Genomic DNA, 26,737 nt, shown 5'->3' on the forward strand with positions numbered 1-26,737 from the left:
ATATTATATAGACAGTTGAGGGACATATCGTTAAAGAATATAGCACTGGGTAAGATTGAGGAAATGAATAAACAGGATTTTTTACTCATGAATTAGACAGTTACCGACAAATTAATACTCAACATCCTTAAAAGAGTAAACTATCTGCTAGAAAAGAGGCTATAAAATATACTACTTGAATAGTCGCAGTTTAAATGCAACACAAAAGAATCAACTTAAATCGAAATCAATCTCAACAGGTTTATTTTTTTGACATCGTATCGTGTCCATAACCTCAAAAAATTCGACAACACCGGCGAAGACATGGAGGATCTGATCTCCATTGGCACGATCGGGTTGATTAAGGCCATTGAGAGCTCGTCCGAATAAGGGTACGAAGCTCGCTACGTTCGCGGCCCGATGTATCGAGAATGAGATATTGATGCATCTCCGCTCACTGAAAAAAACACGGAAAGACGTGTCTCCTCATGATCCGATTGGGACAGACAAGGAAGGTAATGAAATTACTCTGATTGATATCCTCGGCTCGGAGACGGATGATGTGATTAAGGAAGTGGACCTGAAGATTGAGAAGAGCAAGATTTACCGCAACCTCGACATCTTGGACGAGAGGGAGAAAGAGGTCGTCGTCGGCCGCTTCGGCCTGGACACCGGCGGGGAGGAGCGGACGCAACGGGAGATTGCAAAGGATCTGGGGATCTCGCGGAGTTATGTTTCAAGGATAGAGAAAAGGGCGCTGATGAAGCTTTATCATGAGTTTTATAAGGCGAAGCGGTGAATAGGTAATCTATAAAATAGTACCGAGTAAAATAAGTGTATGGAGCGACTTGTCTACGGATGAGTCGCCTTTTTATTTTATACGCATAACGTTTATTAGGCTAGAAAGTATAGGCCTATAGGCACCTATTATAAATCGAGGGCAAGGTGCAATGGGCAAGCAATAGATAGAGACGAGCATATCTTCATTATGGTAGATTATCATTTCCGATCAAGAGGGTAATGAAGAATATGGATAGGATGTAAAAGGCAACTGGACTGCAGTTAATCAGCATGAAGAACCAGTGGAGGACGCTGGTACGACCCGAGTGTCGGAAGATTCATCACAGAAGATACCTGGGAAGGCAGACTGAATCATCCGGATAGCCAGAATCCATATATTTACGTAAAAAATAATCCGGTGTTGTTTTTTTTACTAAGTAAACATAAAAACATGGGAAACAGCAATAAATCCGCATGAAAGGCCACCTTCAAAACATTGATGAGGGTGGCCCTTTCGTGTTACATCATTATAAGCGGTAGTTTTGATTTTCTCAGCCAAGATATATCAGCAACCCGTCATAGTATGTCTGCAAATTTCAGTGTTCCTCTTTAAACTCCAGACCCTTACTTTGTAGGTATACTTTAAGAGATGTCTCGTTTACCATAGCATCTACAAGATTGTAAAGAGGCTAACCATCTGGATTATTATCAGCCAACGGATAGTGAAGGTCAACTCGACTGCTTGAGTAGCTCCTATCCCTCCATCTGACTATGTTGTTTGATTCTGCTATAATAGAAGATACCATGTGAGATAGGCGGTGTCGGATGACGATTTATATTAGAAGCGAGCATAGGAAACGCGAGTATTTTGAGTTTAAGCGTAAGAAGGAATATGTGAGAATAGAGACAAATATTTCGCCATCGAATCTGGAATTCCATGATAGTATTTCAGGAAGTAGCCACAGTAAAGTGATAGAGTATCATGATCAAACTCGATACTCCGTAGCATATGACATTGAAAATGACAAAGAAGGCGAATATAAGGCACGAGGCTTGATTGTCTGCGAACCAGTTAATACAGTGGACGAGTTCAAAGCAATATTTATGAGTCATAAAATTACGAAGGTTAAGCTGAATGTTGAGTCCGTAAAAGATCTGCTTAAGAGTTCTTTGGTCTTGGAGGATGGAACTAAGATCAGCAAGGACTGGCTGATTGAATTTGGGGAGTCTAAAAGTTACCCAGAGGCTGACAGGTTCGTGAACATAATACGGCGTTTTCTTGAGTTTATACACGCTACAATTATTGATGTAGACTCGGTGATCTTTCAAACGGAGGGTTCACAAAACGTTTTGCATATCTACCCTAAACCAATTTTTAAGGAATTAAGTGTACCTAGTCGGACAGAAATTTTTCGTTTACTGGCTCCTGATCTTCAAATAGAGGATGAGGACAAGTTGAAGCTCCTTACTGCTTTAGGGGTCTGGACGAGTTTCTTTCTAAAGAATCCACAACATGCTTTTCTTGAAAGTGCGGGAAAAGTAATGCGACCATATGAACATACGGCTAAGAATTATATCATTTCAGATCGAGTGGATTTTTTAGTTGGAATGATAAAGGTTGTACGCCCTGAATTAGCGATTGGAATAGACCAAAAACCAAAAGTTGCTGGCAGAATACTTAAAGATTTATTTAGAGCACCAACAAGAGCCACTCGGTTTGAATACAGTCAAAGAGATAACATTATTGAGAGATGTAAAAATGTCAGGAACTTAGTGATCCACAAGATCCAAGATAGCACCGCTGAGACGAATGTCAGTCAAAGTGATTATGATATTTTTAATACGTTTTTCTTTAAGAGTTTCGCTCACTTAATGTTACTGTCTCTGGCGTCATCTGCCGAGGATAGGACATCAAACCAAGCTTAGTGACCTTAGGGAGAAGTGGGCGATTAGACGAACTCATTGAGCTTAATGTTGTATGGTAGTAAAAACAGCGGCAACCTGAAAAATCTAGGTTGCCGCTGTTAGTTTTCTGCTGAAGTCATTGTAGTTTCGCATGGTTATTTCAGGTAAATTGATGGAAAGCTATCAACTCGAAGTGAGGTGAACTATGAACCCGTACACATTAGATGATTCATTACTACAGCAATTCAAACAAGCTGTCTTCGACCACGATGATTTTTTGATTAACACCTACTGTGACTTCAACGGAGAAAATCGCTGGAACCTGATCTGTTCTGCGAAAGATTGGCTTAGCGTCAGCGTTAATGGTTTACCGTACATCAACTTGAACCATGAAATTGATGACGTTCGTTCACTAAATGTCGCACAATTAATAATGACTTACGACATAGTTGTCGAATCAGTAAAGAAGCTGCTTCAGGTATTCGGTCTTGATCATCCGTTAAAAGATGAAAGTTCCACCTTTAACAAACCTGTGCCAGATGATAGGTATTTCAAGCAGATACGAGCCTGTTTCGCAGCACATCCAGTTGATCTTGATAGCACTGATGGGGTGAAAGTCAAGGTAAAGGGCAGCAACCAAAAGCCAGAAAGGTATTTCGCTTCTTGGTCTAGCGATGTTGGGGGGGATGCCGATTATTCGGTTTATCTTTACAGCAATAAGCCAGGGTCAGATCCTATCCCCTTCCTGATGAACTTTGCTCAGATCCACGCTTATACAGTCAAGCGATACTCACTTTTAGCTGATATTGTAAGAGCTATCGAAGAGAAGAAAGAGATGTTTTCTCAAGAACAGTCTCAGCGACCAATCAGACGCAATGCTAATGTTGTTGAGCAACTTCAAATCCTCTTGCAAGAAAACGGTGTTCGAATTCGTGAGGGTGACGGGTATCATTATCAGATCAAAACGGTGATTGATCTTTTTACTGCACCACAAGAGTTCACTGATCAGGAGCAGGAAGTTGTGGCACCGTATCTGCGATTATTGAAGACGCTGGTCGAAGAAATATACCAAGCGTTGCAAACAATGCAGTATGAAGACTTAGCTCACGGCTACCTTCTAAATTCGGGTTCCCACAGATATGAAAACATATTCTACGATCTTTCCAAAGTGTTCGAGTATATAAATAACCCTCACTACATCCCGTCTTTGGTGGATAACCATTTGAGTCGTTTGATCAGTGCAGGGGTATTGCCTGAGTTTGTCAGCCGGGAAACAGACAAATGCGATCTGCAACTGTTGCTTCTATCGAAGCTTGCTGTTACGGGAGAAGAGTATTGAGTATTTGTTGGAGCTTGGACGAGACAACGAGTGTCGGTAACGTGTATTCAAGGAGTGATATCCGAAGGGGTAACCCGTCTTTTAATGTCACCCTACCCACTCATCCCACTCCTTCCTTAGTAGATGTGGTAATATTAAGCGTATAGACCCCACCCGCTAAAGGAGTGACCTGCTAATGAGTGGCAGCTTAATCTATATCAGTTCATTACAGCCCATTGAAATTGAGTTTGATGATGCGCTCCAAAAGGAGAAATACGCTTGCTTTTTTGCACCGGACATTAAGATTATTGGTTCAAAAATTCGGCTATTGGCAATACCCTATGGTAGGGGAGTTCGATGGTTCCTTGCACAAGAGATTGAGAATGATGAAGAAGTTGCAACTTTAACGATTATTGACGGCGATACGCTCAAAGGGAAGCCCACCAATAAAGTCATCACTTTACCTTTAAGAGAGAACGGTTTACTCGACAATACAAGATATCACTTCTACGGTGATGTTGACAGGGATTCTGGCGATTTGAAGATGATCGAAGCCATTCGTAAAAATTCAATGTATGAGTATAGCTTCTACCAATCACATAAGGACATCTTTACGATAACTCCAAGAAAATCCGAAGCCAAGTTCTGATTTACAGAGGTGACTCCTTTGCACAAGCTACTTGTACTTGCATCCCTGCTCCTAATATCGGCTGGCATCTTCACCTTCACCATTCTCGACTCCAGGAAGGCTTACACGCCACCGATTGAGATGATAGCCTTCAGCAGCCTAACGGACGAGGAGCAAGACTTGATTCCAACGAGTCCGAAGGATTCAACCGTAGAACTGACCTCGGTCAGTGATATAGATAGCTCGCTTTTCAACAAGCCGTATGCCAACGATCAAGTCTGCGCAGTCACTTTCAACAATACCGTAACCGACAATTCCGGAAATCTCATAGTTTACATTGCCTTGGACGAGTCAACGGTTATCGGTAAAGGGTTTACTAACAAATAATGCGTATAAAGCTGACAGTGAATCACACTTCTCCGAGGTGTGATTTTGTATTTGTCTTATAAAGGGGTATCCCGACTTTTAATGCCCCACTCTGTCCACCTAATGCAACCCCTCTCAACTTTGTTGTAACGTAGTCGGAAATAAGTGATATTTGGTTGACCTCTCTTTGCTTTTCTAGTATAATAACCTTTGTCGGACTAACCGACATAATTGTAGAAGGGGGACTACCAATGTACAGATACAATCTAACCCTCTGGCTTTCTGACGAATCCTTGCGTAAGGAAATCAAACTAACCGACAAAGAGTATCGCGATGCTATCGAGATTGATGCCAAGGAACATTACAATGCGATCTCAAGGCGCAGCAAGAATCCAAAGGCTATAACGGAGTGTAAAGTCGTCAATAACTCCGGTGCAAGCGAGATAAGAATCACCTTGGAGAGTGAGGCAGTCCTCAACACTCCCAACCGAGCCTTAAAGGTTTTCAGCAGTTACTTGGCGAACGGGGCTTTGTCGGACTTAGTGCGGTATAACTCCCTCTTTCGAGGGAGTGCAGAAGAGGTTGAAATAAATAGTCATGAAGAGGAAATTTCCGATGAAGCCTTATTGAACATGTTGATTCGTTGTGTGCTGAAAAAGTCAAAAGAGGATCGCGATTTATTGGAATCGGTAAAAGCAGTAGTAAAGAGCCAGTAACAAGGCTAAACTCGCTGTAGCTGTAGCACTTTTCCTCCTAGAGAGGGGTATAAGATATGCTCTTGAGTCATATTTTTGAGGTTTGCGGCAAGGAAGAAATATTAACTCCCAACCAAGCTTTCGACCAAGGATGGGACTACCCTCCGAGAATGGGAAAGTTCCAGACCGTATCTCCGCGCACTTGCGGAAGCTGTGGGGTTACCGGAACCCTATGGTGGTCTATAACTATTGAGGGTAAGCAGATCGCTGATCTCTCGGAGCGGCAGCTTGCAACGCTGAATCGTATCTTGAACGAGCCAGACTCTATTGCAGTTCCTAATTGACCGAAGGAGATGATTATCCATGTTCACAAATGGGCAACTCGATGACTCTTTTTAATCTGCATCATCTGTTGTATTTAGAGGCGAGGGGTTTGACACGTTTGTATTCAGAAAAGGATTTGAAGAAGAAACATCTCTCACGGATGATGAGAAAAATCAGATACTCTCCTATTTAGAGAAAAAAGTGAGCAGGAGTGATACTCTGTTCATTAAGGCAAAGGAATGTATTGATCAGAGTGAGATGTCGAGTGACTATTTTCATAACTATCCAAGGAAGTTTCGCGGCGCTTATCGTCCTGTCGTAATGCAGTTCCTCGCAGGTTTGATGATTAACTCACTCGACAAGACTATCAATCCCTCTTGTTCTTCATCGCAGGTCATCGTTAACAACTCATAAGAGTAATCGATCAACTGCTGATACCCCCAGCATTTTTTCTTCATTATGGGGTTGTTGAGACCGTCGACTCGACTTGTGAACCTCGCTAAAGTACGGTAACATCGTACAAACTATTAAGCGAGATGAAGGTAGAATGTCGCAAGACTACTGGTCAGAGTCGTTCAAGAAACTAATCGATCAGCGCTTTAATGAACTTGCGAGAGCTGCTTCATTGGTAGATGAGGTAAGTTCCTTACGGGAGAAGCAGGCAGAAATCGAAGCGGGTTTGAAGCGCGATCTTAGTCCCGAAGCCTTTCGCAGTATCTTAGAATGGGAAGATATAGTTAATTACCGGAACACCGTTGAAAGAGAATGGCTGTATCTAGCAGGGGTCAAAGATGGGGTTCGCCTGTATAAGCATCTTCTCGATATTATGGGAGGTGCTGAAATTCCGCCGCGACAATCGTAACCATAGTCGCTGGTTCATCAAGTCCATCCATTAAGCACCAAGCTCCTATGAATTGGGATTTTGGTGCTTTTGTTGTCCAAGGCAGGACACGAGGTGTGATCTGTAAGGGTCATCCCGGCTTTGAATACCCGACCTGCCTTGTTCTACCCACTCATCCCACTTGTCCGATCAACAGAGACCAAGTAAGATGGAAGATGTATACAAAAATGTCGAGGGGTGACGACTATTGGCTCCAAGCAAGAAACAGGGAAATCGTCTTGAAACAAATTATACTGAAGATGTTGTAGGTTTTGCACTCGATTCATTTCTTTCTATTGCAAACTTTCCGAGATTAAATGTGACTATCGAGCCGTTTTCAAAAGGTGAGGAGCGCTGGCTTGGAGCGGATGCAAGAATTGTCAATGAAATTAGTGGATTCAAACCGTTTTATATGCAATTTAAGAAGCCATCGGCATATCCTGATTTTAGTACTTCGAGTATTGTAAAGCATCGTAAATCTTTATCACTTGATATAAGTCCCTACTCGTTGTTCTTTAAGTTGCGTGAAAAAGATAAGGATCATGCAGACTTTCAGCATAATGTACTCTACAGGTGGCGTAACCGGTTAAAGAAGTACGCCAATAGTGATGCGGTCTATGTCTGTCCAATATTTTTAGATCGTTCGGCATATCGATTCCATCTTCACCAATCGGCACTTATAGGATGGTGGGGCATTCGTGGAGTAACCATTGAAGATTATGGGAAACAACTTCGGTTCGCAGATGTTCCCTTCTTAGCAGAACACGTTTGTATTCCACCCCATACTTTAGTAACAAACGCCAAACACAGATATAGCTTTACTGAAAATGGGACTGATTTATGCTTTCATTCTCCAACTTCTTTACCAGATGGGATAACTCAGTTCGGATCTTGGTTTGATTCATTGTCAGGGGACATTGCTTCAGGTGATTTCTTGGTTAGAGTCGAAAATGCTAAAGATAGATTGAAGCAATTAATTGCTGGTGACGGGTATGAGGAAGATGTAATCCCCTATCCAGAGGGGTTATTTGAAATAGAAGATGGTATGGCGGCTTGGTCGGAATGGGGTCGATTTTTAAGAGAAACCTATTCTATTCACCAGTATTTCTTCATAGTCTGGAATGAGCGATAGATTTTGGTCAACAAAGAGATGATGTCCATTGGGCATCATCTCTTTGTTATTGGTGCGCCCAGCATGGGCGCTATCTGTAGGGTTGAAGTCCCGAATGGTGAAGGCAGTAGTAGCCATAGCTTAAGGCAAGGGTGTCCACCGTGAGGTGGAATCTGAAGGAAGCCGGCGGCAAATCTCCGGTCTGAGGAACACGAACTTCATACAAGGCTAGCGTAAGTTGGATGAGGCTGCCAAACAAGCCAAAGTCCATACTGCCGAAGGCGTACGAGAGTAAATGGAGCAGATAGATGGAGAGGAAGATAGCGCTCTTACCTGGGGAGATCTGTACGAAAGGCGGAGAAAGCTCCGTAACCTTGCCCGTGAGGACAAGCTGAACGTGCAGAAGTTAGCAGAGGCCATACTACGCAGGTTGTTGCAACAGCTTGCGGAAGGGCTGAACATGGAATAGGAACGAGGAAACTTGGCGTTCGGGGATGAACGATGAAAGCAGACAATCCGAAAGGACTTATCCGGGGAAAGTAGCGGTGAATACGCGAGGGTACCCGGAAGGGCGGAGTTCATCAGCGGCACAAAGAGAAAGAATCGTTCACGCAAGGGAGTGTATCGAAGGATGATGGAGGAAATGCTGTCACGAGAAAATATGCGGTCGGCGTTAGCAAGAGTCGAGGCGAATAAAGGAAGCCAAGGCGTAGATGGCATGTCGTTAAAAGACTTACGCAGACACCTCGTACAAAACTAGCCAAGCCTTCGCGAAAGCATAAAGAATGGAACCTATGAACCGAGTCCAGTCCGGCGGGTCGAAATCCCGAAACCGAACGGTGGAACCCGGCGATTAGGCATACCAACGGTGAGAGACCGCCTCATCAAACAGGCGATGGCGCAAGTATTGACGCCCTTATTTGACTCGACGTTCTCCGAACATAGCTATGGATTCCGCCCGCAAAGGCGAGGCCATGATGCGGTGAGGAAGGCGCGCGGCTACCTGCAAGAGGGACATCGCATTGTCATCGACATCGATATGGAGAAATTCTTTGACCGTATTCATCATGACCGTTTAATGGCAAAACTAGCGGAACGAGTGACAGATAAAACCGTGCTGAAGCTCGTACGTCGTTACCTGCAAGCGGGAGAGATGGAAGGCGGTTTGATCCAGGCGACAACAGAAGGAACCATGCAAGGAGGCCCACTCAGTCCGCTATTATCGAACATCGTGTTGGACGAATTGGATAAAGAGTTGGAGAAGAGGAACCTTCGTTTCGTAAGATATGCCGATGATTGTAACATCTACGTGAAAACGTGGAAAGCAGGGTATCGCGTGATGGAGTCCATCACCGCATTTATCGAAGGGAAGCTGAAACTGAAAGTCAACCGGGAGAAAAGAGCGGTAGACCGGCCATGGAAACGCAGTAAGAGTCAAAAAGTCCCCAGCTACTCGGGCCAGCAAAAACGTGAGATACTGAGCACAATTCCGATGTAGGAGGTCGTCTCATGGAAAAGAAGCAACAGCGTCAAGCATTGTCGGAACGGGTTGCGGCGTACGAGGCAAGCGGTCAAACCATGGCGGCATGGTCTGCGAAAGAAGGATTGACAATCCATCGCCTGGCTCGCTATGCAAGAAACGCAGATGCTACCCAAGAGCAAGACCGGCGAAGCCATCCGGTATTGCCTCAACCAGTGGAAGAAGTTAACCGCTTTTCTGGAAGACGGCCGCTTGGAGATCGATAACAACCGCAGCGAACGTTCGATCAAGCCGGTTGTTATCGGCAGAAAAAACTGGATGTTTGTAAACACGCCGCGAGGAGCCAAGGCGAGTGCGGTCATCTACAGTATCGTCGAGACGGCCAAGGCAAATGGATTGAACCCGTTTGCGTATTTGACTTATCTCTTCGAACAACTGCCGCAACTCAGCGATCCGGCCGACCTTGCAGTGATGAAGCCCATTTTCCCCTGGTCAACCACTTTGCCCGCCAACTGTCGCATGCCGGCAAAGTAGCCGTATCTCTATACTAGCACAGCCCTCGGCCTTTCCACAGGTGGGGGCTATTTGACGCTTACGTATTGCGATATCTTTTCAACCAGAAGTCAAAATTGTATCACATGATGTATTTCTTTAATTTCATCCCTCGCGGGAGTAAGTATATTCTTGAAATAAAACGAGAGGCTGTTTGTTCTCACGCTGCCTCTTTAACGTACATTCCTGCAGTGGTAATATTAAGTTTCTCAGCTTTCGCAGCTTAAAATCGGCAGGTAAGCCTTGATGTAACTGGGCAAAGCGGAAATCCACTGTTGGAGTTGACGCTGAATGAGCACAGAAAGCTTTTTGCCTCCTTTTGGAAGCGATCTCGTCGATCAATTGTGCAATTGTTGGAAGGCGAGCGCCCAATCCGGGGTGCCAACTTCGTCGCAGAGCAAATAAAACAAAATGCCAAATGAGCGCGAATCCGTGCTCTGCCGGTGTTTCCAGGCAAGCAGGATATAACGCGAAAACACGACGGTGGTGTGGCTTACAAGTAAATCGTACGAGCGGCCTTGAAACTCTTTTTGCAGACGCAATAGCGATTTCGCGCACTTAAAGAATACCTCTTGTGAATGCGCATCTGGTAGACCCGGATGATCTCCTGAGCGGTAAGACTCAGGTCAGTCGAAAAGATAGCCAGCCATTAGTTTTTCTTGGAACGATGACGAACAAACAAGGTATTCACCGGGATTCCCGGAGCGAGCTGTGTGTGGGTCAGGTGAAGAATGTTGCGGTTCTTTTCCTCTACACGCGGTGCAGTTTCATACAGTTCCTTAAGGCTGAGCCGCTTTCCGTTCACGAGATAGCGTTTGTTATCGTTTTTCACCATGCTGATGACATGCAGCTTACGCCGAAGCACTTCCGCAATCAGCGGCGCATGCGTGAACCAACTGTCCATCAGGACGTATGAGGCCGATAGACCGGCTGTTATCGCGCGATCGTCTCGCCGCTGAGCAAGAATAAAAATCGCCGCCACGCAAAGCTGCTGTGATTCAGGAACCGATACACTGCATCCTTGGCGGGAAACATTTCAGCTTTGTTGCTTTCCAGCAGCCGAAACCAGTTTTTCTGATGAAAGAGCAATAGGAACACAAGACGGAATAAGTAGGCGCAGGTAAACCCGAATTTCTTCTTGAAACTCGCGTCACGCAAGTGTTTAAGCACATTCAGGTCCGGCAGTTGATCAAGTGACCCTTGTTGATCTATCATAGAAAAGACACCTCTTCTGTGTGGTAGTGTTTCTACGACACTCTCACTTTACCAGACGAAGAGGTGTTTTTCTATTTTCGTCAATACGACAACTCAATTGACCTCAAACCTATGCTACACGTGCTGTAGAGCTGATTCTGGCTCTGCGAAAGTTGAGTAAGTTTAAACTAATGATTAAAAATTTGCTTGATAATTTTAAGTGTACCAACGAGGCCTAACGTTTATCATTTGAAAAAAGCTCATCCTTTGCTCCTTCAAGTGATAGACGAATGAGAACCTCTATCTGCTCACGATCATCGCAAATTCCTTTCAATAATTGAATCATTCTGATCTTTCGCTCGGATGTCATCGGTATAGAGAAATACAACCGCCTTCCACCCCTGACTTTGTAAATCTCCTCATAGCGAGTTGTATGATTGGTGACAAATGTAAGGTGTGACAGTTCGTATAAAATTTTGCTGAAGTAGCTTTTGAAACGATCTGTGATTAAAGTGAGATCATCGTCCGCAAGGGAGTTGATTTGAAGCTCGAACAGTTGATTTTCATTGTTTTTTGACATGATCCCTCTATTGAATATGGCAGCGAAATCAAAGCCGGGTGTTATATCATAGCTAGTGCCATTATATTGACCGGGCCGATCTTCCTTTAATTCTGCCAATGCCCTATCAATTGTATTCCAACGCAGATCCAGGTTGTTTTTGCCGAAAAGTTCTTTCTCGTAATGGTAATATTCATTGAGAATATTGTGAATAACCTTTTGCAGGTAGTTCATTTTAAAATTGAGGGTAACGTTCTTTTGTACCAGTTCTACTGCTTTAGCCGTGATTGCTGCAACAGTTTTAATCTGGTGCAATAGCTTCTCCTGTACATGTACGAGAGATAACGAATTGTTTCCGATCATAGATGTGAGATTATCCAACTTGTCAATAAGTAAAACGCGATTTTTTACAGAATTGTAATTAATTTTAATGGCAGTGTTGATTGGCTCCTCTACATAACGCTCCCGAATGTTTTCTAGTATTTCATCCAAATTATTGGTTATTAAATAAGCCAGAATATGATTCTGATCAGTTTTGTCGAGATTGCTAAATACAGAGGGGAGATCGCCAAAAGCATCCTCAATTTCTTGTTTTGCCTTATCAGATAAGCTTAGTTGTTTATAGTCCACGTCGTGGCTCATCGGCTCAAGATACTCTTTTTTTGCAATATCCAGTGCCAATTCATCAGCATGGCCTCCGAGTATGAAAGTTTTTTCGAAATACCCACTATGCGTTATATTTTCCATCACAAATTGTAGTTGATCTTGCTTTTCAGTTAAGTTTACATTTAGAAAAATAAGATCAGGATTATATATATTGATGTAATTAAGTGTTCGGTTTCCAAGTTTAATCGGTGTAATGTTATCACCATGATCCAAACCAATTGTGTCAACCATCTTAATGTTAATGCCTAATTTTTCAAAGCGGTCATTATAGGGCAACCAAACTTCCATTTTCTCAACCAGAGGAGAGAGAAACATCTCGTCCTTTTTGACTTGTTTCGCATTGGCATAAAACGATTTTAGCCTTCGAGAAGTTTCTCCGCGAATCTGTCGGTTTTCGTTAATGCCGAGTGACTTTGAGGGTAATTGAAACTTTATAAAGCTTTCCTGCTCATTCGGATGGATAATACGATCATATATCATCTTTATTTCGTCAAGTGACGCTTTGCCATTGTTTAGTAGCAGTTGTCCGGTTGTCCAAGGAAGGGAAGTCGTGACTGCACGGATAATCTCGTTAAATAGTAACAGTTCTATTGAATCTAGAACAGGATGCTCTTGCAAAATTTGATTTGACTCCATGATTAACTCGTCGAGTAAATCATCTTTATCCTTTATCAATAGATACATTTCCCTGATCGTTTTGATTTTATTATTTAGAATAGAAGTTTCGTCGATAAATAACTCACTCTGTTTCTTTAGTCTGATTTTCTCAATTTGAATTAGCAATGAATACAACATTTCTAGGAGCTCGTTGAATACAGGTTTTTCGAAATCAATTTTCCCTAAAAGCAATTCGAGATTAAATATACGATCCTCATCATTAGTGAAAGCGGGGAAGCATTCGGAAACCATTTTAACCCAATCGATTTCTTCTATTGAATTAACAATTATCGCTTCAAACACAGCTCTATTACATCTTTGAACAAAGCTAACCACGTTTCCATGTATAAGTTCCGAAACTTTTTTGGCAGTTTTAAATGTAGGTCTGACCGAGAACACATCATGGTCAATAATGCCTGGTAGTCGCTTAATAACCAACGGATCTGTAACTAAATGATATTCATTTTCAAAAGTTGACGTCTCTCTAATTCCTACAATAATTTCGAAAATTGTCCAATATTCCTTAGCTGTAAAGGATTTGATACCAGCGGACTTTCCAGACGAACTCTTGCCAATATTCAAAATGACGATCTCATTACCAAGAATGGTCTGTAGTACTTGATACGAAATTTCGTTCGGATACTGTTCTGCAAATTGATAAGCTTCATAAAGATCAAGCGCAAGCTTCAAGGCATCTAAACTATAGATAGATTTCAACCCTTTTTCGGCAAAAAATTTCATGTATTTGATCTTGGTGATAGAGTAGTTCCTAGAGATCATCTCCAAAACTTCCTCTACAATTTTGTGCAGTCTTCCAAGTTCAATATTTCTGTCAGGTGACTTTTTGAAAAATTTTCCTGATACCTTTAATTTCCCGAGTATTTTTGGTTTTCCGCTGTCGTTCACAATCGAAAGACTAGGTTCAAAAAGTTCATTCAATCTCAACATGAAACCTCCTTAATATTTTTTCTCGTTCTTTTAGGGGAAATCTGAATTATCAATACATTTGAGAAATAAATGCAAGTTCATTTCATGTGAATAATATACCATTGAATGAAATGGAAGTAAATGATTTTCTTGAAAGTAGTAATCGCATTGTGAAAATAAGCATATTTGTGAAAATGTAGTGATGATTTTTCACATCTAAAAGAATTTGTTGAATTACGCTACCCAATCACTAAATCACTGTTCCCAATACAGACGCTTGATTTTATGACTTTACCACATGAATAAATTTACGATTTTATGAGTTCAACCTTGTGAGCAAATTGCATGCTCTCCTTCGCTATAGATTTGCAAATATAAACTTCTTAAAAAAAGCCTTAAGGCTGATACGAAGCTAGGACGGAGGAGAATGCTATCTTTATTATTAGAAGATCAGAAGAATGATCCTCGTTAATTTGAAGATACTTTAAAGCTGTATTTTAAGTGAGAATAAATGCAAGCTGTTGTTAAACATTTGCTGTGTCCGAGCCATTTCTGGATTTCTTTCATGCCTTAGAGCTCGATCCTACCGTTGATCGACAAAAGTGGGTAATTACGAATTAACATGAGTAAGGTAGAAGTAATGGAAGAATTGCCAAGACTGTAGCTCTTCTTCTTTACAGCAGAAGTATCTCCGACAGGCGTAAATTGTAAAGGGACAATCACATATGCAATTAAGAAGTTGCCACCAAAGAACATATAGTAGCCAAGAAGATCAACGACGGTAAGTACAAATCTTTACTGAATAAAATGTATTTTAAATCAGAATACACAAACACGAACCTAACTCTTTTGCATCATCGGTAGCGATGAATCTTGTTTGATTTTTAATTATGAATCGCAAATTGACATCGCATCGTGTCCACAACCTCAAAAAATTCGACAATACAGGCGAAGATATGGAGGATTTGATCTCCATTGGCACCATCGGATTGATCAAAGCCATTGAGAGCTACCGCCCAAACAAGGGAACTAAGCTAGCCACATTCGCGGCCCGATGTATCGAGAATGAGATATTGATGCACCTCCGCTCGCTGAAAAAAACACGGAAAGACGTGTCTCTCCATGATCCGATTGGTACGGACAAGGAGGGGAACGAGATTACCCTGATTGATATCCTCGGTTCGGAGACGGATGATGTGATTAAAGAGGTGGATCTGAAGATTGAAAAGAGCAAGATATATCGGAACCTTGATATTCTGGACGAAAGGGAGAAGGAAGTCGTGGTAGGGCGGTTTGGGTTGGACACTGGCGGGGAAGAGCGGACACAGCGGGAGATTGCGAAGGATCTGGGGATTTCGCGGAGTTATGTGTCGCGGATAGAGAAAAGGGCGCTGATGAAGCTGTATCATGAGTTTTATAAGGTGAAGCGGTGAGCGAGGATTAGTACAACGCTGTACCGATAACAATAGTGTTAAAAAAGCAACTTATCTACGGATGAGTTGCTTTTTTATGCTTATTCTAGCATAAGCGCATGCTGCATTTAAGAATAATTCCTCCAAAAAATACTTATTATGAATAGTAACTCAGCAGTTTGCTAGTATATCTTTGGAATTCACAGTTGCGAAGATAAGCGCTTTCATTAAAAGGAATAAATAATTAACAATACCAATAAACACTTCTTTTGTCGAAAGTGTTTTAAAATTGTATATTTCTGTTTATTAATACCCGTATTTGAGGAAAGGAGGCATATTTTAGAATGATTTGCAGTTGCAGCACCCAAAACAAAATATTACATATTGGGAGGTATGTGTAACATGCAGCAAAAGAAGCCCCTTTCTTTTTTGCTAGCATTAATTTTGCTCATTCAGCTTTTTTCAGGCACTGTATTTGCTTCTGACAATCGTTCGCTGGATTTGCAGCCTGTTGAAAGCGTCCAGGTACCAGAGAGCCCGGCATCTCATACAGACCCTTCATTATCGGAGCCAGTGTCTGCTTCAACTGAGGCAGAGCCCGCTGACCCCGCTGACCCCGCCTCAGTTACTGAGACAGTGTATCAAAGAACACCGGTTCCCGGTAAGCCTTCACCCTCGCTTGAACTGAAAGACAAACGTACCTCTAATACCAAGACCTATCAGCTTTCCGAAGAAACCTATGAAACCCTTATCAGCACGGAAGCCCTTCATTTTCAAGACCGCAATGGCGAATGGCAGGATATCTCTTTATTGCTCACTGACGAAGAAGACATTGAGGAACAATTAAGCGAGCCGCTGTCCAAAGATGCTCTGCCTGAGCTACAGCTGCCTTTGACTACAGACTCTGCTGCCCGATCAAGTGTAAACCGAATTGCAGCAAGTCTCCCCCAAGATGCTTACCGTGCCTTGCAAGTTCCTTTTGATATTAAAATCAATAAACAGTTCACAAAAGGATACACGATTGGCAAAGGGGACGATCGCCTGTCCTTCGTACCAATAGGTGCTAACGCTTCAAAGGCGGAGCCGTTAGTAAGTGAAGACGGCAGCTCCGTTATCCGGTACGTATCTGCCTGGGAAGCCACTTATGTAGATCTCCAGCTGATTCCTGACGGCATCAAAGAAACCATTGTTCTTACTTCACCATCCGCACCAGCAACGTTCAGTTATGAGGTTACTTCGGGAATCGATGAAAATTTGATTCAGGGAGACCTGCGAATTGAACCGGCTTGGCTTATAGACGATACAGGCGTTTTTCGTGACGTTCCGCAAACAGTACGGACAGAAGGCGGTAAAACTTATCTCGACTTAAAACCGGACCTCAGCAATTTAACTTACCCCGTGCGGATCGATCCGACAGTAGTTCTGCGGTCTACCAACAATCAGACCAAAGACACAACTGTTAATGCTCACGAACCAAACCGGAATTATGATGATGCTGCCCGGCTATACACGGGTAAAGATGTCAACGGAAACCACTTCCGCTCTCTGGTTCAGTTTGATCTGAGCCAAATTCCTGAGGGAGAATACCGCGTCATTGATGCCTATCTTACACTCTATCAAACAGCTGAAAATGAATATAACAACAATACAAAAGTAAATCTTCAACGGATAACGAATGTGTGGGAAGAAAACACCGTCACATGGAATACACAGCCTGGTTATGCAGCTAATGCAGAAGGTGAGCCTTACGCTACTTCTGCCGTTGTTGGAGAAGGTGCACAGGCCTTTTACATCAAGGAGCTGGCAGAAGAATGGCTGAACGGGCTTCATCCAAACTATGGTGTAGAGCTGCATGCAGATGCAGTTGGAGCACCGAATGTCAAAAAATACGTTTCAGCCGATACAAGCGCACAGGCGCTGCATCCGGCGCTGACCTTGCAGTACACACTGCCGGATCAGACCTGGAGTGGAACAACATCCAGTGCAGATTCCTTGACATCCTTTAATCAGAAAAAAATAGACTATACCTCCGACGGATATAAATGGATGCTGGTCCGTGACGGCAGTGACTTCCGTCTGGACGGGATGAAGCCGGAGGATAATGTATGGTTTCATACCAGTGCTATAGAACTGAATGCAGCCAATGGCTCCATGATGATTGACCAGGATAATGCTCTGCATTTAGCTTATAAATCGCTGGATGGGCCGGTCAACTATGTGCGGGGAACCTACAACGCCGTTACCCACCGCTGGGAATTTGGCACTCCAGTGGCGGTTAATACGGACTCTTCAGTAAACTATCCGGATCTCGTGGCGCATCGTGCTGTCTCAGGCGGGGGATGGAACGTTCATATTGTCAGCTCCAAACACAATGCAGCTACCAATAATGCACTTTACAACCGTATAGATATCACTTCAGCCGGAAAAGTCGGAACACCAAGTACGGCAACCGTGCTGGATAGCGGAACACTTGGAGTGCCTACATGGCCGTCCATTGATTTCCAGCATACTTCAGCTTCTGTAAGCAACGGTAAAGCCGTCAAGGACGGAACCCCACATTTATATGTTGCCTGGAATGCAGGAGGAGCAGGAGACGGACTTGGCATCCGCTACAAACAGGCGTCTTACAGCGGAGGGGGCTGGAGCTGGAATGCTGAACAGCCGGTGGATGAAAACCAATATACACTAACCGACCGTGACTGGTTCCTGAGCGTGTATGACGGCAGCCGGTCAGTAGTCTTCGGTTCGCTCCGTAATATTGCAGATCAGCAGAATCTGCTTGTGTATACTATGCAGGCTCCAACCAGAGTTTTGAATTTATTTAAAGGCTCGGTGCCTGAGGGCAAGCAGGCGCTTTACGGATCTGGCAGTTATGATGCGCAGGGAAACCTGTACTTTACAGGACGTTCAGGAAGTACCGGAGACTTTGTCTTCTTTAAATGGAACCGCGCTGCCGGTACATTATCCCTGCCGGAGCTGGCTGTACCCCGCAATGGAACAGCTTATGCAACGATGAAGCGCGGAGACAGCTACAGTAAGATTGAGCTTGCTACGACGAATCAATCTGGTGAAGATGCAAGCCTCTTTGACATCGAGCACAAGATTAGTCTGGATACTATTGAACGAAAGTTCACTCAGTATTCTTATGATTCCGCCTCAAGACTGAAATATATCTACCTTCAGAGCGGGGATGGCATTGATTTTACCTATGATGCAGCAGGGAATTTAACCAGACGTCAGCTGGACGAGCAGCCTGACACAAACGGAACGAACTTGCTGATCAACGGCAGCTACGAAGTAACGGAGCAGACACCGGGAGTACCTCCAGAACAAACAGACCCGAACTACGGCTGGAAGACGTATACAGAGCCGGGCAGCAGCGCGGATTTCCAGCATGTTGACCAGCCTGTCAGCCGGGGCAATAAAGCCTACAAGCTGCAGATGAGTGAAATGCCGGTCTATAAGAGCAGCTTTGTATATCAAACGATTGGTGTGAATGATAATCAGCCGTTCCGCTTAAGCGGAAAAATATATAAAGAAGCTTTAAACCAAGCCTCTGCAGTGCTGGCGGTGGAATTCCTGACAGAAGATCTCGCTGTACTGGGCAGCTATGAACAAGAATCCACGGATGCCTCTTCATCCTACGAAACCCTGTTGAAGCAGGGCCGGATTCCAAAAGGCACCGTGTACGCCAAAGTGTACGTTAAAGTAAAGGCTCTTGGAGATCAGGCTTCGGGCACCATTTACGCAGATCAGATCAAATTGGAATATGTAGACGGCAATCTGCTAAATAATCCGGGGCTGGAACGGACCAAGGACGATACTATCGTTCAATGGACCACTTCGATCGGCAGAGTGGTCAGTGCTACCATTACAGCCGATTCAGATGCCTATGAAGGCAGTAAGGCGTTGAAAATAGCTGCAACAGATATCCCGACAGCTGCCTATGCTTACATCCACCAAACAAAAGGTATTGGTGCAGGTGAGACCTATTCCTTAAGTGCAGCTTTTAAGGCAACGGAATTAACGAATGCAAGAGGAGTAATGGTTGTACAATTGTTGGATCAAAACGGCGGCCAGCTTGAGTGGAAGGAAGTAACAAGTAATACAGTAGGCAGTTACCAGACATTGTCGGTTAATGGAACAGCACCAGCTGGAGCCGTCTATATCAATGTTTATATAGGCATCAAGGGCGCCGGAGGCGGCGGCCAAGGAACGGTATATTGGGACAAAGCACGTTTGGAAATCAACCAACCATAAGCCATTATTCCGATAAAGCGAGGGGAAGCTGTTTGAAACCATTATCTCATTTTCGTTCAAAATGCCGTTCCGGTCTTATCATAATGCTTACTGTGTCGTTTTTGGTGCCGCCTATGCCGGCGGTACCAAATAAAGCTTATGCGGATACGGCTAACAATTCAGTAAGTTTAAGCAACCTGGATACAACCAAAGCTCTGTACGATATCTATGCAAATACCCCTCAAAGAGACATTCCCGGCGGAGAGAATATCTCCAGCCTGACCGGAGTTCTAAACGTAACAGAGACAGATCTTGTCTTTCCGGGCCGTAATGGCCTGGATGTGTCTCTGACGCGGATTTACAGCTCCCGGGACAGTAACTTGACGAATCCAAAGGCTACGACTACGAACACTTCCAGCCCTTATTACTATACCAACGATTCCACAAGCGACAAGTACACACATAATGAAAAGCGTTATAACCTGGGAGCAGGCTGGTCGTTTGCTTTTCCTTCCGTAGAACTGCGGGGAGGAGAGACCTTCCTGCACCTTGCGAACGGGAATGTATACCGGATTACCGGAACCGGAACGACACGCACTATCGAAGGCTATACGCTTCAAGACATGACCTTCTCCACGGCTACCGATACCATTGGTGGAGCAACAGCTGCATTTAAATTGAGCAATACACTGAATACTGCTAATTACTTTGACTCAACCGGTAAATGGATCGGAACCCGCGATGCTTACGGCAACGAAGTAACAGTGGCTTATGTATCCAAGCCGATTTTTGGCGGAACCAGTGCTTCGGTCATCAGTGCAATTACCAGTACAGGTAACCGTGTTATAAGCTTTGATTATCCTGATGCTGACACGGTTGCGGTCACATATCCTATTGATGGCACAAAAACCGGAAAACTGGTTTACAACAAATCTGCAATCTCAGGTCAGACCAATGAAATGCAGCTGTCTTCTGTAGACTCTTTTATTAATATAGACACTGCCAATAGTTCGAATAACAAGAAGCTGACCACCGCTTACAGCTATGCATCCAAAAGTGCAGCATTTGATTACGAAACTGCAGATACTAGTAAACCAAACGGCGCAATCACTTATCAGCTACTGACCAAGATCACTTACCCTACAGGAGCCTCCAGCAATTATGGATATGAGGCTGCTGCCCAGAAAAAGTTTCTTGGTACAAAGGGTTATCTGGAATATTACCGGATTGGTGAACGTTATGACAGCTTGAAAGGACCAACCGGTACAGTACAGAAGACACAATATACAAAATATTCATTTGAAGCAGGAAAAAATTTCTCTGGATATGGTACAGCGGGTGAGAGTAACCCGGATAGTTTATCTTCAGGCTTTACTATTAAAAACAGCATGAGGACTTTTACCGATCCGGATACTGCTGTGCCGACCCAGGACCGCCTGCTGGAAAGCTTCACTTACAATAACAAGCATCTGCTCGTAACTTCCTCGGCAGAAAAACAAGGGGAATATAAAGAAAATAAGGTCTACACCTACGATCCCCAGCGTGAATTGCCGAGCAATATCAGACAGAACCTATACAGCATTGACGGAACGGATCAATCCTCATTTACAGAAGAACAATACACCTATGATAACTATGGTAACGTACTAACCTATATTAATCCTAAAAATTACAAGACTACGTATAGCTATCACAGTACATTCAAAAGCATTCCGATAACTAAAGAAACAACCTATGGGATCGCTACAGGCAGTCCGGTAGCAGAAAAATATGTACAGACGGTCTCTGCCACCAAACCAGAGGTTACAAAATCCGAACAGAAGTATAAAAATACTTTGGCGGACACTGTCGAGCAGACCGATACGACGGAATATACCTATGATACTTACGGCAATGTTTTGACAGTAAAGCTCCTGCTGGAAAATAACCGCTCACAATTGACAACGTACACCTATGACAGCAACAGCTTATTTCCGGTAAGTGTCAAACAAAATGTAACGAAAAACGGGACAACACGCTCTGTTGAGGAAAAATACGAATATACCTCGGGAACCGGCTGGCAAAAGGGTTATCTGGATCCCAATGCAGTCAAGGCAGGTACAAGTGCAGCTGCCAGCCGCAAATATGAGACAGAGTATGACCTGATTGGCCGGGTAACCAAAATCAGGTCCTCCATGAATGCTGGTGAATCGGTTAAACCGGAGCGAACATTCAGCTACACCTATGATACCGCCAATCAATCCTATACTGTCCAGGGGATGGATGAAGAAGGAAATAAGACTAGCAGTCTTTATGATGGTCTTGGCCGTATCCGTGAAGTAAAGGCTCCGGCAGCCAATACTGTTATGGACAGTACAACATTGGCGCATACGCCGGCAACGAAGCAGTCTTATACGTATAACGGACTGGGCGAAGTAATTGGGGTTAAGGATGGACTGAATCATACTACTTCTTATGAGTACGATAACGTGGGAAGAATAAAGCAAACAACGACTCCGCTCGGGCAAATCTATGGCTCATCCTATAATGACATGCTCCGCAGTATAACAACGACAAGCCCGATTACAGCAACTACACAAGCGGTGACAGAGCAAACTACAGATGAGCTGGGCCGAATGACGAATGTAAAGCAGCTAAATAGCAACCCTACAAGCAGCGATGTATTACAGCGATCCATTGCATATGAAGTAGGCAGCGATCCTTTTCAGATTCAAAATACGGATAGTAACGGTAATCAGACTACGTATCAAGGCAACGGCCTGGGTCTGTTAACTAATCTGGAACAGACTATTAATGGCCTTAGCCAGACATCCACGTACGGATACAATAAGCTTCGGCAGATTACGAGTAAACAGGTTGAAGGGCAAATTTTAACTACCTATGACTATGATGAGCGCGGACAGCGGATTTCCAAAACGGATTCCAACGAGGGAACGGAAACCTATGGATATGATGACAACGGCAACCTTGTTGAAGGCACGGACAGACTCGGCAATCCCGCTCAGCACAGCTATGATGAACGGAATCAATTGACCGGCTGGAACTATGGCGCTGCAGGCAATGCCGTAACGGCAAGCTTTACTTATTATAAGAACGGATTGCGTAAGTCTATGACGGACGAGACGGGAACTACGCAATATCTATATAACCGGGACTCTACTTTACGCAAGGTTACTTTTCCTGACGGGAAAACGATACAGTATGAGTATGACAACGCAGGCAACCGTGCTAAAATGACAGATCCGTTCGGAGCTATTACTTTATACACCTACGATGATGATAATCGCCTGACCAAAGTGTCTTTGAAGGAAAATAGTACTTCGGCAGAAGTTACGCAAGCTTCCTATACCTACTCAGGCAGCGTGCTGGATAAGGTAACTTTAGGCAATGGAATCGTCACGCAGTATTTATATGAGGATGGCTTCGGGCGACTCACGGAACTAAAACATCTTAAAGGGACGGAGGTACTGAATGAATATAACTACACGTATGATGATAACGGGAATATTACTCAGCGGACCTCCAACGGTAACACAGAAACATTTACGTACGACGAATTAGACCGTATCATTTCCAGTTCAGAGGGTAATGAACAATATGGATATGATGTAAAAGGCAACCGGACGGTACAGCTGTCAACTGCTTCGAGCCCGCACACAGATACAATGGAATATAGCTATGACGGGGCAAACCAGCTTAAACAAGTGACCCGCAACGGCTTCACAACCAGCTATAAGTACGATGGCGACGGTCTGATGCGCGAAAAAAATGATGGCGGCACAACCCGTTATTACTATGACGGAGAGAATATCATCGCCGAAGGAAGCGTATCGGGAAATACCGTCAACTTCAAAGCCCGTTATGTCCGCGGATTGCAGTTAATCAGCATGAAGAATCAGTGGGGGACAGTGGGATACTATCTCCAAAATGGACATGGCGATGTAGTCAACCTGTACAGACAGGATCAGACCCTTCTGAACACCTACGATTATGATATTTGGGGTAATCCAACTGTAAAAGAAGAAGCGGATCAGTACACGAACCCGTTCCGCTACTCCGGGGAATACTGGGATGAAGGGCAACAACTGCAATATCTTCGTGCGCGCTGGTATGATCCGAGTGTGGGAAGATTTATTACAGAAGACACTTGGGAAGGCAGACTGAATCATCCGGATAGTCAGAATCCTTATATTTATGTGGTAAATAATCCGCTTAAGTATGTGGATCCTTCAGGACAACTAGCAGAGTGGGTAGCTGTTTTATTGGCAACCACAATTGGAAGCGGGTTAGTTGCGTTCACAGTGGAGTTATTTAAAGGTGGCTCTGCAAAAGAGGCTGCTATAGAAGGTTTAGGAGCAGCAGGAGGGGCGGCTTTAACAGGAACTTTATTAGCTTTAGCAGGACCTACAACTGGATTTATAAATATAGGATTAGCAAATGCAGCAGGTTCGGCTTTTGCTGATATGATTGTATCCTCAATTAATAATGATCAACTTCTTAAACCTGAATTTGCTGCGAGTATGATAATAAGTTCAGTTGCCGGACAAATAAGAAACGATGAATTGTCTTTATATTTAGATTTGCTGATAAGCAGTTTGAGGACTTATTTAGAATAAGTAAATTGCCGGCAATAATTAAAAAAATAATAATTGCCGGCAATCTTATTATTATGAGGGAGGGCCGGGAAATGGAAATACCAAACAGTATTTTGATTGCAATTGCAGTTGTTTTATTAACCATCATAATAATTTTTACAAAAAGAAAGCCAACACCTATTAATATGAGTCTAAAAGAGTATGGTCAAATAAATTATCCTATTTCTTTTAGGATTGCCACTATACATTATTTTATTGCCAGTATTTTTATTATTGCTGGCATCTCCATTTATATTGCGTTCGAAAGTGAAAAAAAATTAATCTTAGCAAGCTATATATTAGTATTTATTGGAATTTTGGGTATTGCATATTATGCTTCTGTAAAAGTGATTTTATCAGAAACCACATTATTTTATCGAGACAAACCAGGGAAAACTGTAGAAATACAACTAAATGAGATAGATACTATTATTAATTCAAAAAGTGGAATATTGGTAAAGACTAACTCTAAGCAACAGTTGAAAATACCAAATATTTTTAAAAATTTCAATATGCTTATACTGATATTGGACAACAGAGGGGTGAATATAACGAATGAATAATCGAACAAAACGTTGGTTGCATGTATTGTTACTATTGTTGTTGTTTGTAGCAGGAAACTATGCACTTTATTATGCTTTAAATGATCGAATGTTTTATGATCAATTACTTATTCCTCTGATCTTTTTAGTGATCACAATTATAGTAGTTATAAAAAATTTTAAAAAATATAAAAATAATTAAATTATATATTTTTTGAAGATATTGTTTCATCGTATAATTGTGCATTTTAGAGGTTAAGAACGTAGTCCCATCAGAACTTGCGCTTAGTGCTTTTTTTATTTTTGAGGATATTTAGAAGGAACTGTACAGAACAACTGACATCATATCGTGTCCACAACCTCAAAAAAACGAAAACACCGGAGAGAATATGGAGGATATGATCTCCATTGGCACCATAGGGTTGATCAAGGCGATTGAGAGCTACCGCCCTAACAAGGGAACGAAGCTTGCCACTTTTGCTGCACGATGTATTGAAAATGAAATCTTGATGCATCTCCGCTCGTTGAAAAAACGCGGAAAGATGTATCTCTCCACGATCCGATTGGGACGGACAAAGAGGGGAACGAGATAACGTTGATCGATATCCTCGGCTCGGAGACGGACGCAGCGATAGATTGCCAAAGACCTCGGCATTAGCCGGAGTTATGTTTTGAGAATTGAAAAAAGGGCGCTGATGAAGCTTTATCATGAGTTTTATAAGGCGAAGCGGTGAGCGAGGTAATTGCCTGTAGGAATGAGACATTAAAGGTCTCATTCCTACAGTTTTTTTGTTTTTTATAATCAATGATTAGATTCTATACACCATGCTTTAAGCTGATATAAATTAAATTATGCTTTGCTGTGGTATACTCGAACTATAAGCGGAAATGAGGTGTTTCTATATTGATGAATATTACGCAGGACCTTGCCAAGCTGATCAGACTAACAGGCGACCGTGCCAAATTGGATGCTAAAGCAAATGGAACCTATATAGTATATAAGACAAATGAGGGACAATTTGTTAGAGAATATAGTACGGGGAAGATCGAGAAGATGAATGAACAGGATTTCATCCATGAGTAAGACAAAGGCGACTATGTTTGTATTTGCAGGCAATAATGGAAGCGGAAAGAGCACAATCCGCAACTTGATTGTTGACCGGCTTGGAGTCAGTGTGAATATTGATCCAGATGCGCTAGCCCGCAAGATCAATAATATTGATCCTGAAAAAAGTAAAGTATCTGCTGGAAAAGAAGCTATCAGAATAGCCAGGGAATGCATCCGTAATAAGTGGGACTTCACCGTGGAAACTACTTTAGCCGGTGGTAACGTTATAAGGCAGATGATAGACGCAAAGGAGCAAGGCTTTGAAATCATCATGTTCTATGTTGGCCTAGGAGATGTTCGGCTAAATATTGAACGTGTTGCTTTGCGAGTGAAGAATGGTGGTCATCATATTGAAACCGATGATATTATTAGACGCGATGTAACCAGTATGAATAATCTGTTATCTCACTTAGATCTGATTGATCAATTAATTGTTGTTGATAATAGTAAAGCTGATGGGGAGTTTGTTCTTGAAACAGATAAAAGCGGGATTAAATATTATATAAATGAATTGCCTGAATGGACACAGGAAATTAATCGGAAACTACAAATTAAATATAAAACACAAGAGTAAACCAATTCGAATCCGAAACGATCGTAATTGGTTTGTTTTTTTGACAACGTATCGTGGTCATAACCTCAAAAAATTCGACAATACAGGTGAAGACATGGAGGATTTGATCTCCATCGGCACGATCGGGTTGATTAAGGCGATTGAAAGTTACCGCCCTACACGGGCAAAAAGCTCGCAACGTTCGCAGCCAGATGTATCGAGAATGAG

General features: G+C 43.0%; 14 protein-coding genes and 8 pseudogenes. 20 read left to right on the plus strand and 2 right to left on the minus strand.

Going from position 1 to position 26,737, the window contains the following annotated elements:
• Positions 1-267: 267 nt before the first annotated feature.
• From sigK (R70723_RS31425) to R70723_RS07135, 12 genes and pseudogenes are all read left to right on the plus strand, one after another.
• Positions 268-778: pseudogene (gene sigK, locus R70723_RS31425) on the plus strand (RNA polymerase sporulation sigma factor SigK); the annotation flags it as partial.
• A 297-nt stretch (positions 779-1,075) separates the two neighbouring features.
• Positions 1,076-1,237: pseudogene (locus R70723_RS34355) on the plus strand (hypothetical protein); the annotation flags it as partial.
• Positions 1,238-1,584: 347 nt separating this feature from the next.
• Positions 1,585-2,685 carry a hypothetical protein gene (locus tag R70723_RS07090; protein WP_039870907.1) on the plus strand — a complete coding sequence of 367 codons (1,101 nt, stop codon included), beginning with the start codon at positions 1,585-1,587 and terminating at the stop codon, positions 2,683-2,685.
• Positions 2,686-2,869: 184 nt separating this feature from the next.
• Positions 2,870-4,003: a hypothetical protein gene (locus tag R70723_RS07095; RefSeq protein ID WP_039870908.1), complete on the plus strand. Its 1,134-nt coding sequence runs from the start codon at positions 2,870-2,872 to the stop codon at positions 4,001-4,003.
• 175 nt (positions 4,004-4,178) lie between these two features.
• Positions 4,179-4,631 carry a hypothetical protein gene (locus tag R70723_RS07100; protein WP_039870910.1) on the plus strand — a complete coding sequence of 151 codons (453 nt, stop codon included), beginning with the start codon at positions 4,179-4,181 and terminating at the stop codon, positions 4,629-4,631.
• A 159-nt stretch (positions 4,632-4,790) separates the two neighbouring features.
• On the plus strand, positions 4,791-4,997 hold the full coding sequence (locus R70723_RS33935; protein WP_231574837.1) for a hypothetical protein: 207 nt from the start codon (positions 4,791-4,793) through the stop codon (positions 4,995-4,997).
• Positions 4,998-5,227: 230 nt separating this feature from the next.
• Positions 5,228-5,692, plus strand: coding sequence for a hypothetical protein (locus R70723_RS07110; protein ID WP_039870913.1), 465 nt, complete (start codon positions 5,228-5,230; stop codon positions 5,690-5,692).
• 850 nt (positions 5,693-6,542) lie between these two features.
• Complete coding sequence (locus tag R70723_RS31430; protein ID WP_047171052.1) at positions 6,543-6,857, plus strand: hypothetical protein; 315 nt, start codon at positions 6,543-6,545, stop codon at positions 6,855-6,857.
• A 226-nt stretch (positions 6,858-7,083) separates the two neighbouring features.
• Positions 7,084-8,007: a hypothetical protein gene (locus tag R70723_RS07125; protein ID WP_039870918.1), complete on the plus strand. Its 924-nt coding sequence runs from the start codon at positions 7,084-7,086 to the stop codon at positions 8,005-8,007.
• A gap of 610 nt (positions 8,008-8,617) precedes the next feature.
• Positions 8,618-9,412: pseudogene (gene ltrA / locus R70723_RS31435) on the plus strand (group II intron reverse transcriptase/maturase); the annotation flags it as partial.
• A 152-nt stretch (positions 9,413-9,564) separates the two neighbouring features.
• Positions 9,565-9,624 (plus strand): annotated as a pseudogene (locus R70723_RS34360) (hypothetical protein); the annotation flags it as partial.
• Positions 9,605-10,000 (plus strand): annotated as a pseudogene (locus tag R70723_RS07135) (IS66 family transposase); the annotation flags it as partial. The pseudogenes R70723_RS34360 and R70723_RS07135, both read left to right, overlap by 20 nt.
• A 227-nt stretch (positions 10,001-10,227) precedes the next feature.
• Here the strand turns inward: R70723_RS07135 and R70723_RS31440 are convergent.
• Both R70723_RS31440 and R70723_RS07150 read right to left on the minus strand, forming a co-directional pair.
• Positions 10,228-11,233: pseudogene (locus R70723_RS31440) on the minus strand (IS4 family transposase).
• Between the two features lie 214 nt (positions 11,234-11,447).
• Positions 11,448-14,042 (minus strand): hypothetical protein, encoded by a 2,595-nt coding sequence (locus tag R70723_RS07150; protein WP_039870924.1) that lies wholly within the window; start codon positions 14,040-14,042, stop codon positions 11,448-11,450.
• A gap of 869 nt (positions 14,043-14,911) precedes the next feature.
• Here R70723_RS07150 and sigK (R70723_RS07155) point away from each other — a divergent pair.
• The 8 genes and pseudogenes from sigK (R70723_RS07155) to R70723_RS34365 form a co-directional block, all read left to right on the plus strand.
• Complete coding sequence (sigK, locus tag R70723_RS07155; protein ID WP_081957258.1) at positions 14,912-15,454, plus strand: RNA polymerase sporulation sigma factor SigK; 543 nt, start codon at positions 14,912-14,914, stop codon at positions 15,452-15,454.
• 552 nt (positions 15,455-16,006) lie between these two features.
• The gene (locus R70723_RS07160) at positions 16,007-19,693 is read left to right on the plus strand and encodes a DNRLRE domain-containing protein (protein WP_179088011.1); all 3,687 of its coding nucleotides are present in this window, start codon (positions 16,007-16,009) and stop codon (positions 19,691-19,693) included.
• Positions 19,694-19,725: 32 nt separating this feature from the next.
• Complete coding sequence (locus R70723_RS07165; protein ID WP_144027026.1) at positions 19,726-24,288, plus strand: RHS repeat domain-containing protein; 4,563 nt, start codon at positions 19,726-19,728, stop codon at positions 24,286-24,288.
• Positions 24,289-24,359: 71 nt separating this feature from the next.
• Positions 24,360-24,869, plus strand: coding sequence for a hypothetical protein (locus R70723_RS07170; protein ID WP_039870929.1), 510 nt, complete (start codon positions 24,360-24,362; stop codon positions 24,867-24,869).
• 341 nt (positions 24,870-25,210) lie between these two features.
• A pseudogene (locus R70723_RS33940) lies at positions 25,211-25,582 on the plus strand (sigma factor); the annotation flags it as partial.
• Between the two features lie 173 nt (positions 25,583-25,755).
• Positions 25,756-25,932 carry a hypothetical protein gene (locus R70723_RS07180; RefSeq protein ID WP_179088012.1) on the plus strand — a complete coding sequence of 59 codons (177 nt, stop codon included), beginning with the start codon at positions 25,756-25,758 and terminating at the stop codon, positions 25,930-25,932.
• On the plus strand, positions 25,925-26,530 hold the full coding sequence (locus R70723_RS07185; RefSeq protein WP_039870931.1) for an ATPase: 606 nt from the start codon (positions 25,925-25,927) through the stop codon (positions 26,528-26,530). Before R70723_RS07180 ends, R70723_RS07185 begins: the two co-directional genes overlap by 8 nt.
• A gap of 4 nt (positions 26,531-26,534) precedes the next feature.
• Positions 26,535-26,737, plus strand: a pseudogene (locus R70723_RS34365) (sigma factor); the annotation flags it as partial.

The organism is Paenibacillus sp. FSL R7-0273, from assembly GCF_000758625.1.
Lineage (GTDB): Bacteria > Bacillota > Bacilli > Paenibacillales > Paenibacillaceae > Paenibacillus_AQ.

What these genes read in the sequence shown, in the direction of transcription:
- R70723_RS07095 (WP_039870908.1), top strand. Translation starts at nt 2,870, where the DNA reads ATGAACCCGTACACATTAGATGATTCATTACTACAGCAATTCAAACAA.
- R70723_RS07170 (WP_039870929.1), top strand. Translation starts at nt 24,360, where the DNA reads ATGGAAATACCAAACAGTATTTTGATTGCAATTGCAGTTGTTTTATTA.
- R70723_RS07090 (WP_039870907.1), top strand. Translation starts at nt 1,585, where the DNA reads ATGACGATTTATATTAGAAGCGAGCATAGGAAACGCGAGTATTTTGAG.
- sigK (WP_081957258.1), top strand. Translation starts at nt 14,912, where the DNA reads ATGAATCGCAAATTGACATCGCATCGTGTCCACAACCTCAAAAAATTC.
- R70723_RS07100 (WP_039870910.1), top strand. Translation starts at nt 4,179, where the DNA reads ATGAGTGGCAGCTTAATCTATATCAGTTCATTACAGCCCATTGAAATT.
- R70723_RS07110 (WP_039870913.1), top strand. Translation starts at nt 5,228, where the DNA reads ATGTACAGATACAATCTAACCCTCTGGCTTTCTGACGAATCCTTGCGT.
- R70723_RS31430 (WP_047171052.1), top strand. Translation starts at nt 6,543, where the DNA reads ATGTCGCAAGACTACTGGTCAGAGTCGTTCAAGAAACTAATCGATCAG.
- R70723_RS07180 (WP_179088012.1), top strand. Translation starts at nt 25,756, where the DNA reads ATGAATATTACGCAGGACCTTGCCAAGCTGATCAGACTAACAGGCGAC.
- R70723_RS07150 (WP_039870924.1), bottom strand. Translation starts at nt 14,042, where the DNA reads ATGTTGAGATTGAATGAACTTTTTGAACCTAGTCTTTCGATTGTGAAC.
- R70723_RS07185 (WP_039870931.1), top strand. Translation starts at nt 25,925, where the DNA reads ATGAGTAAGACAAAGGCGACTATGTTTGTATTTGCAGGCAATAATGGA.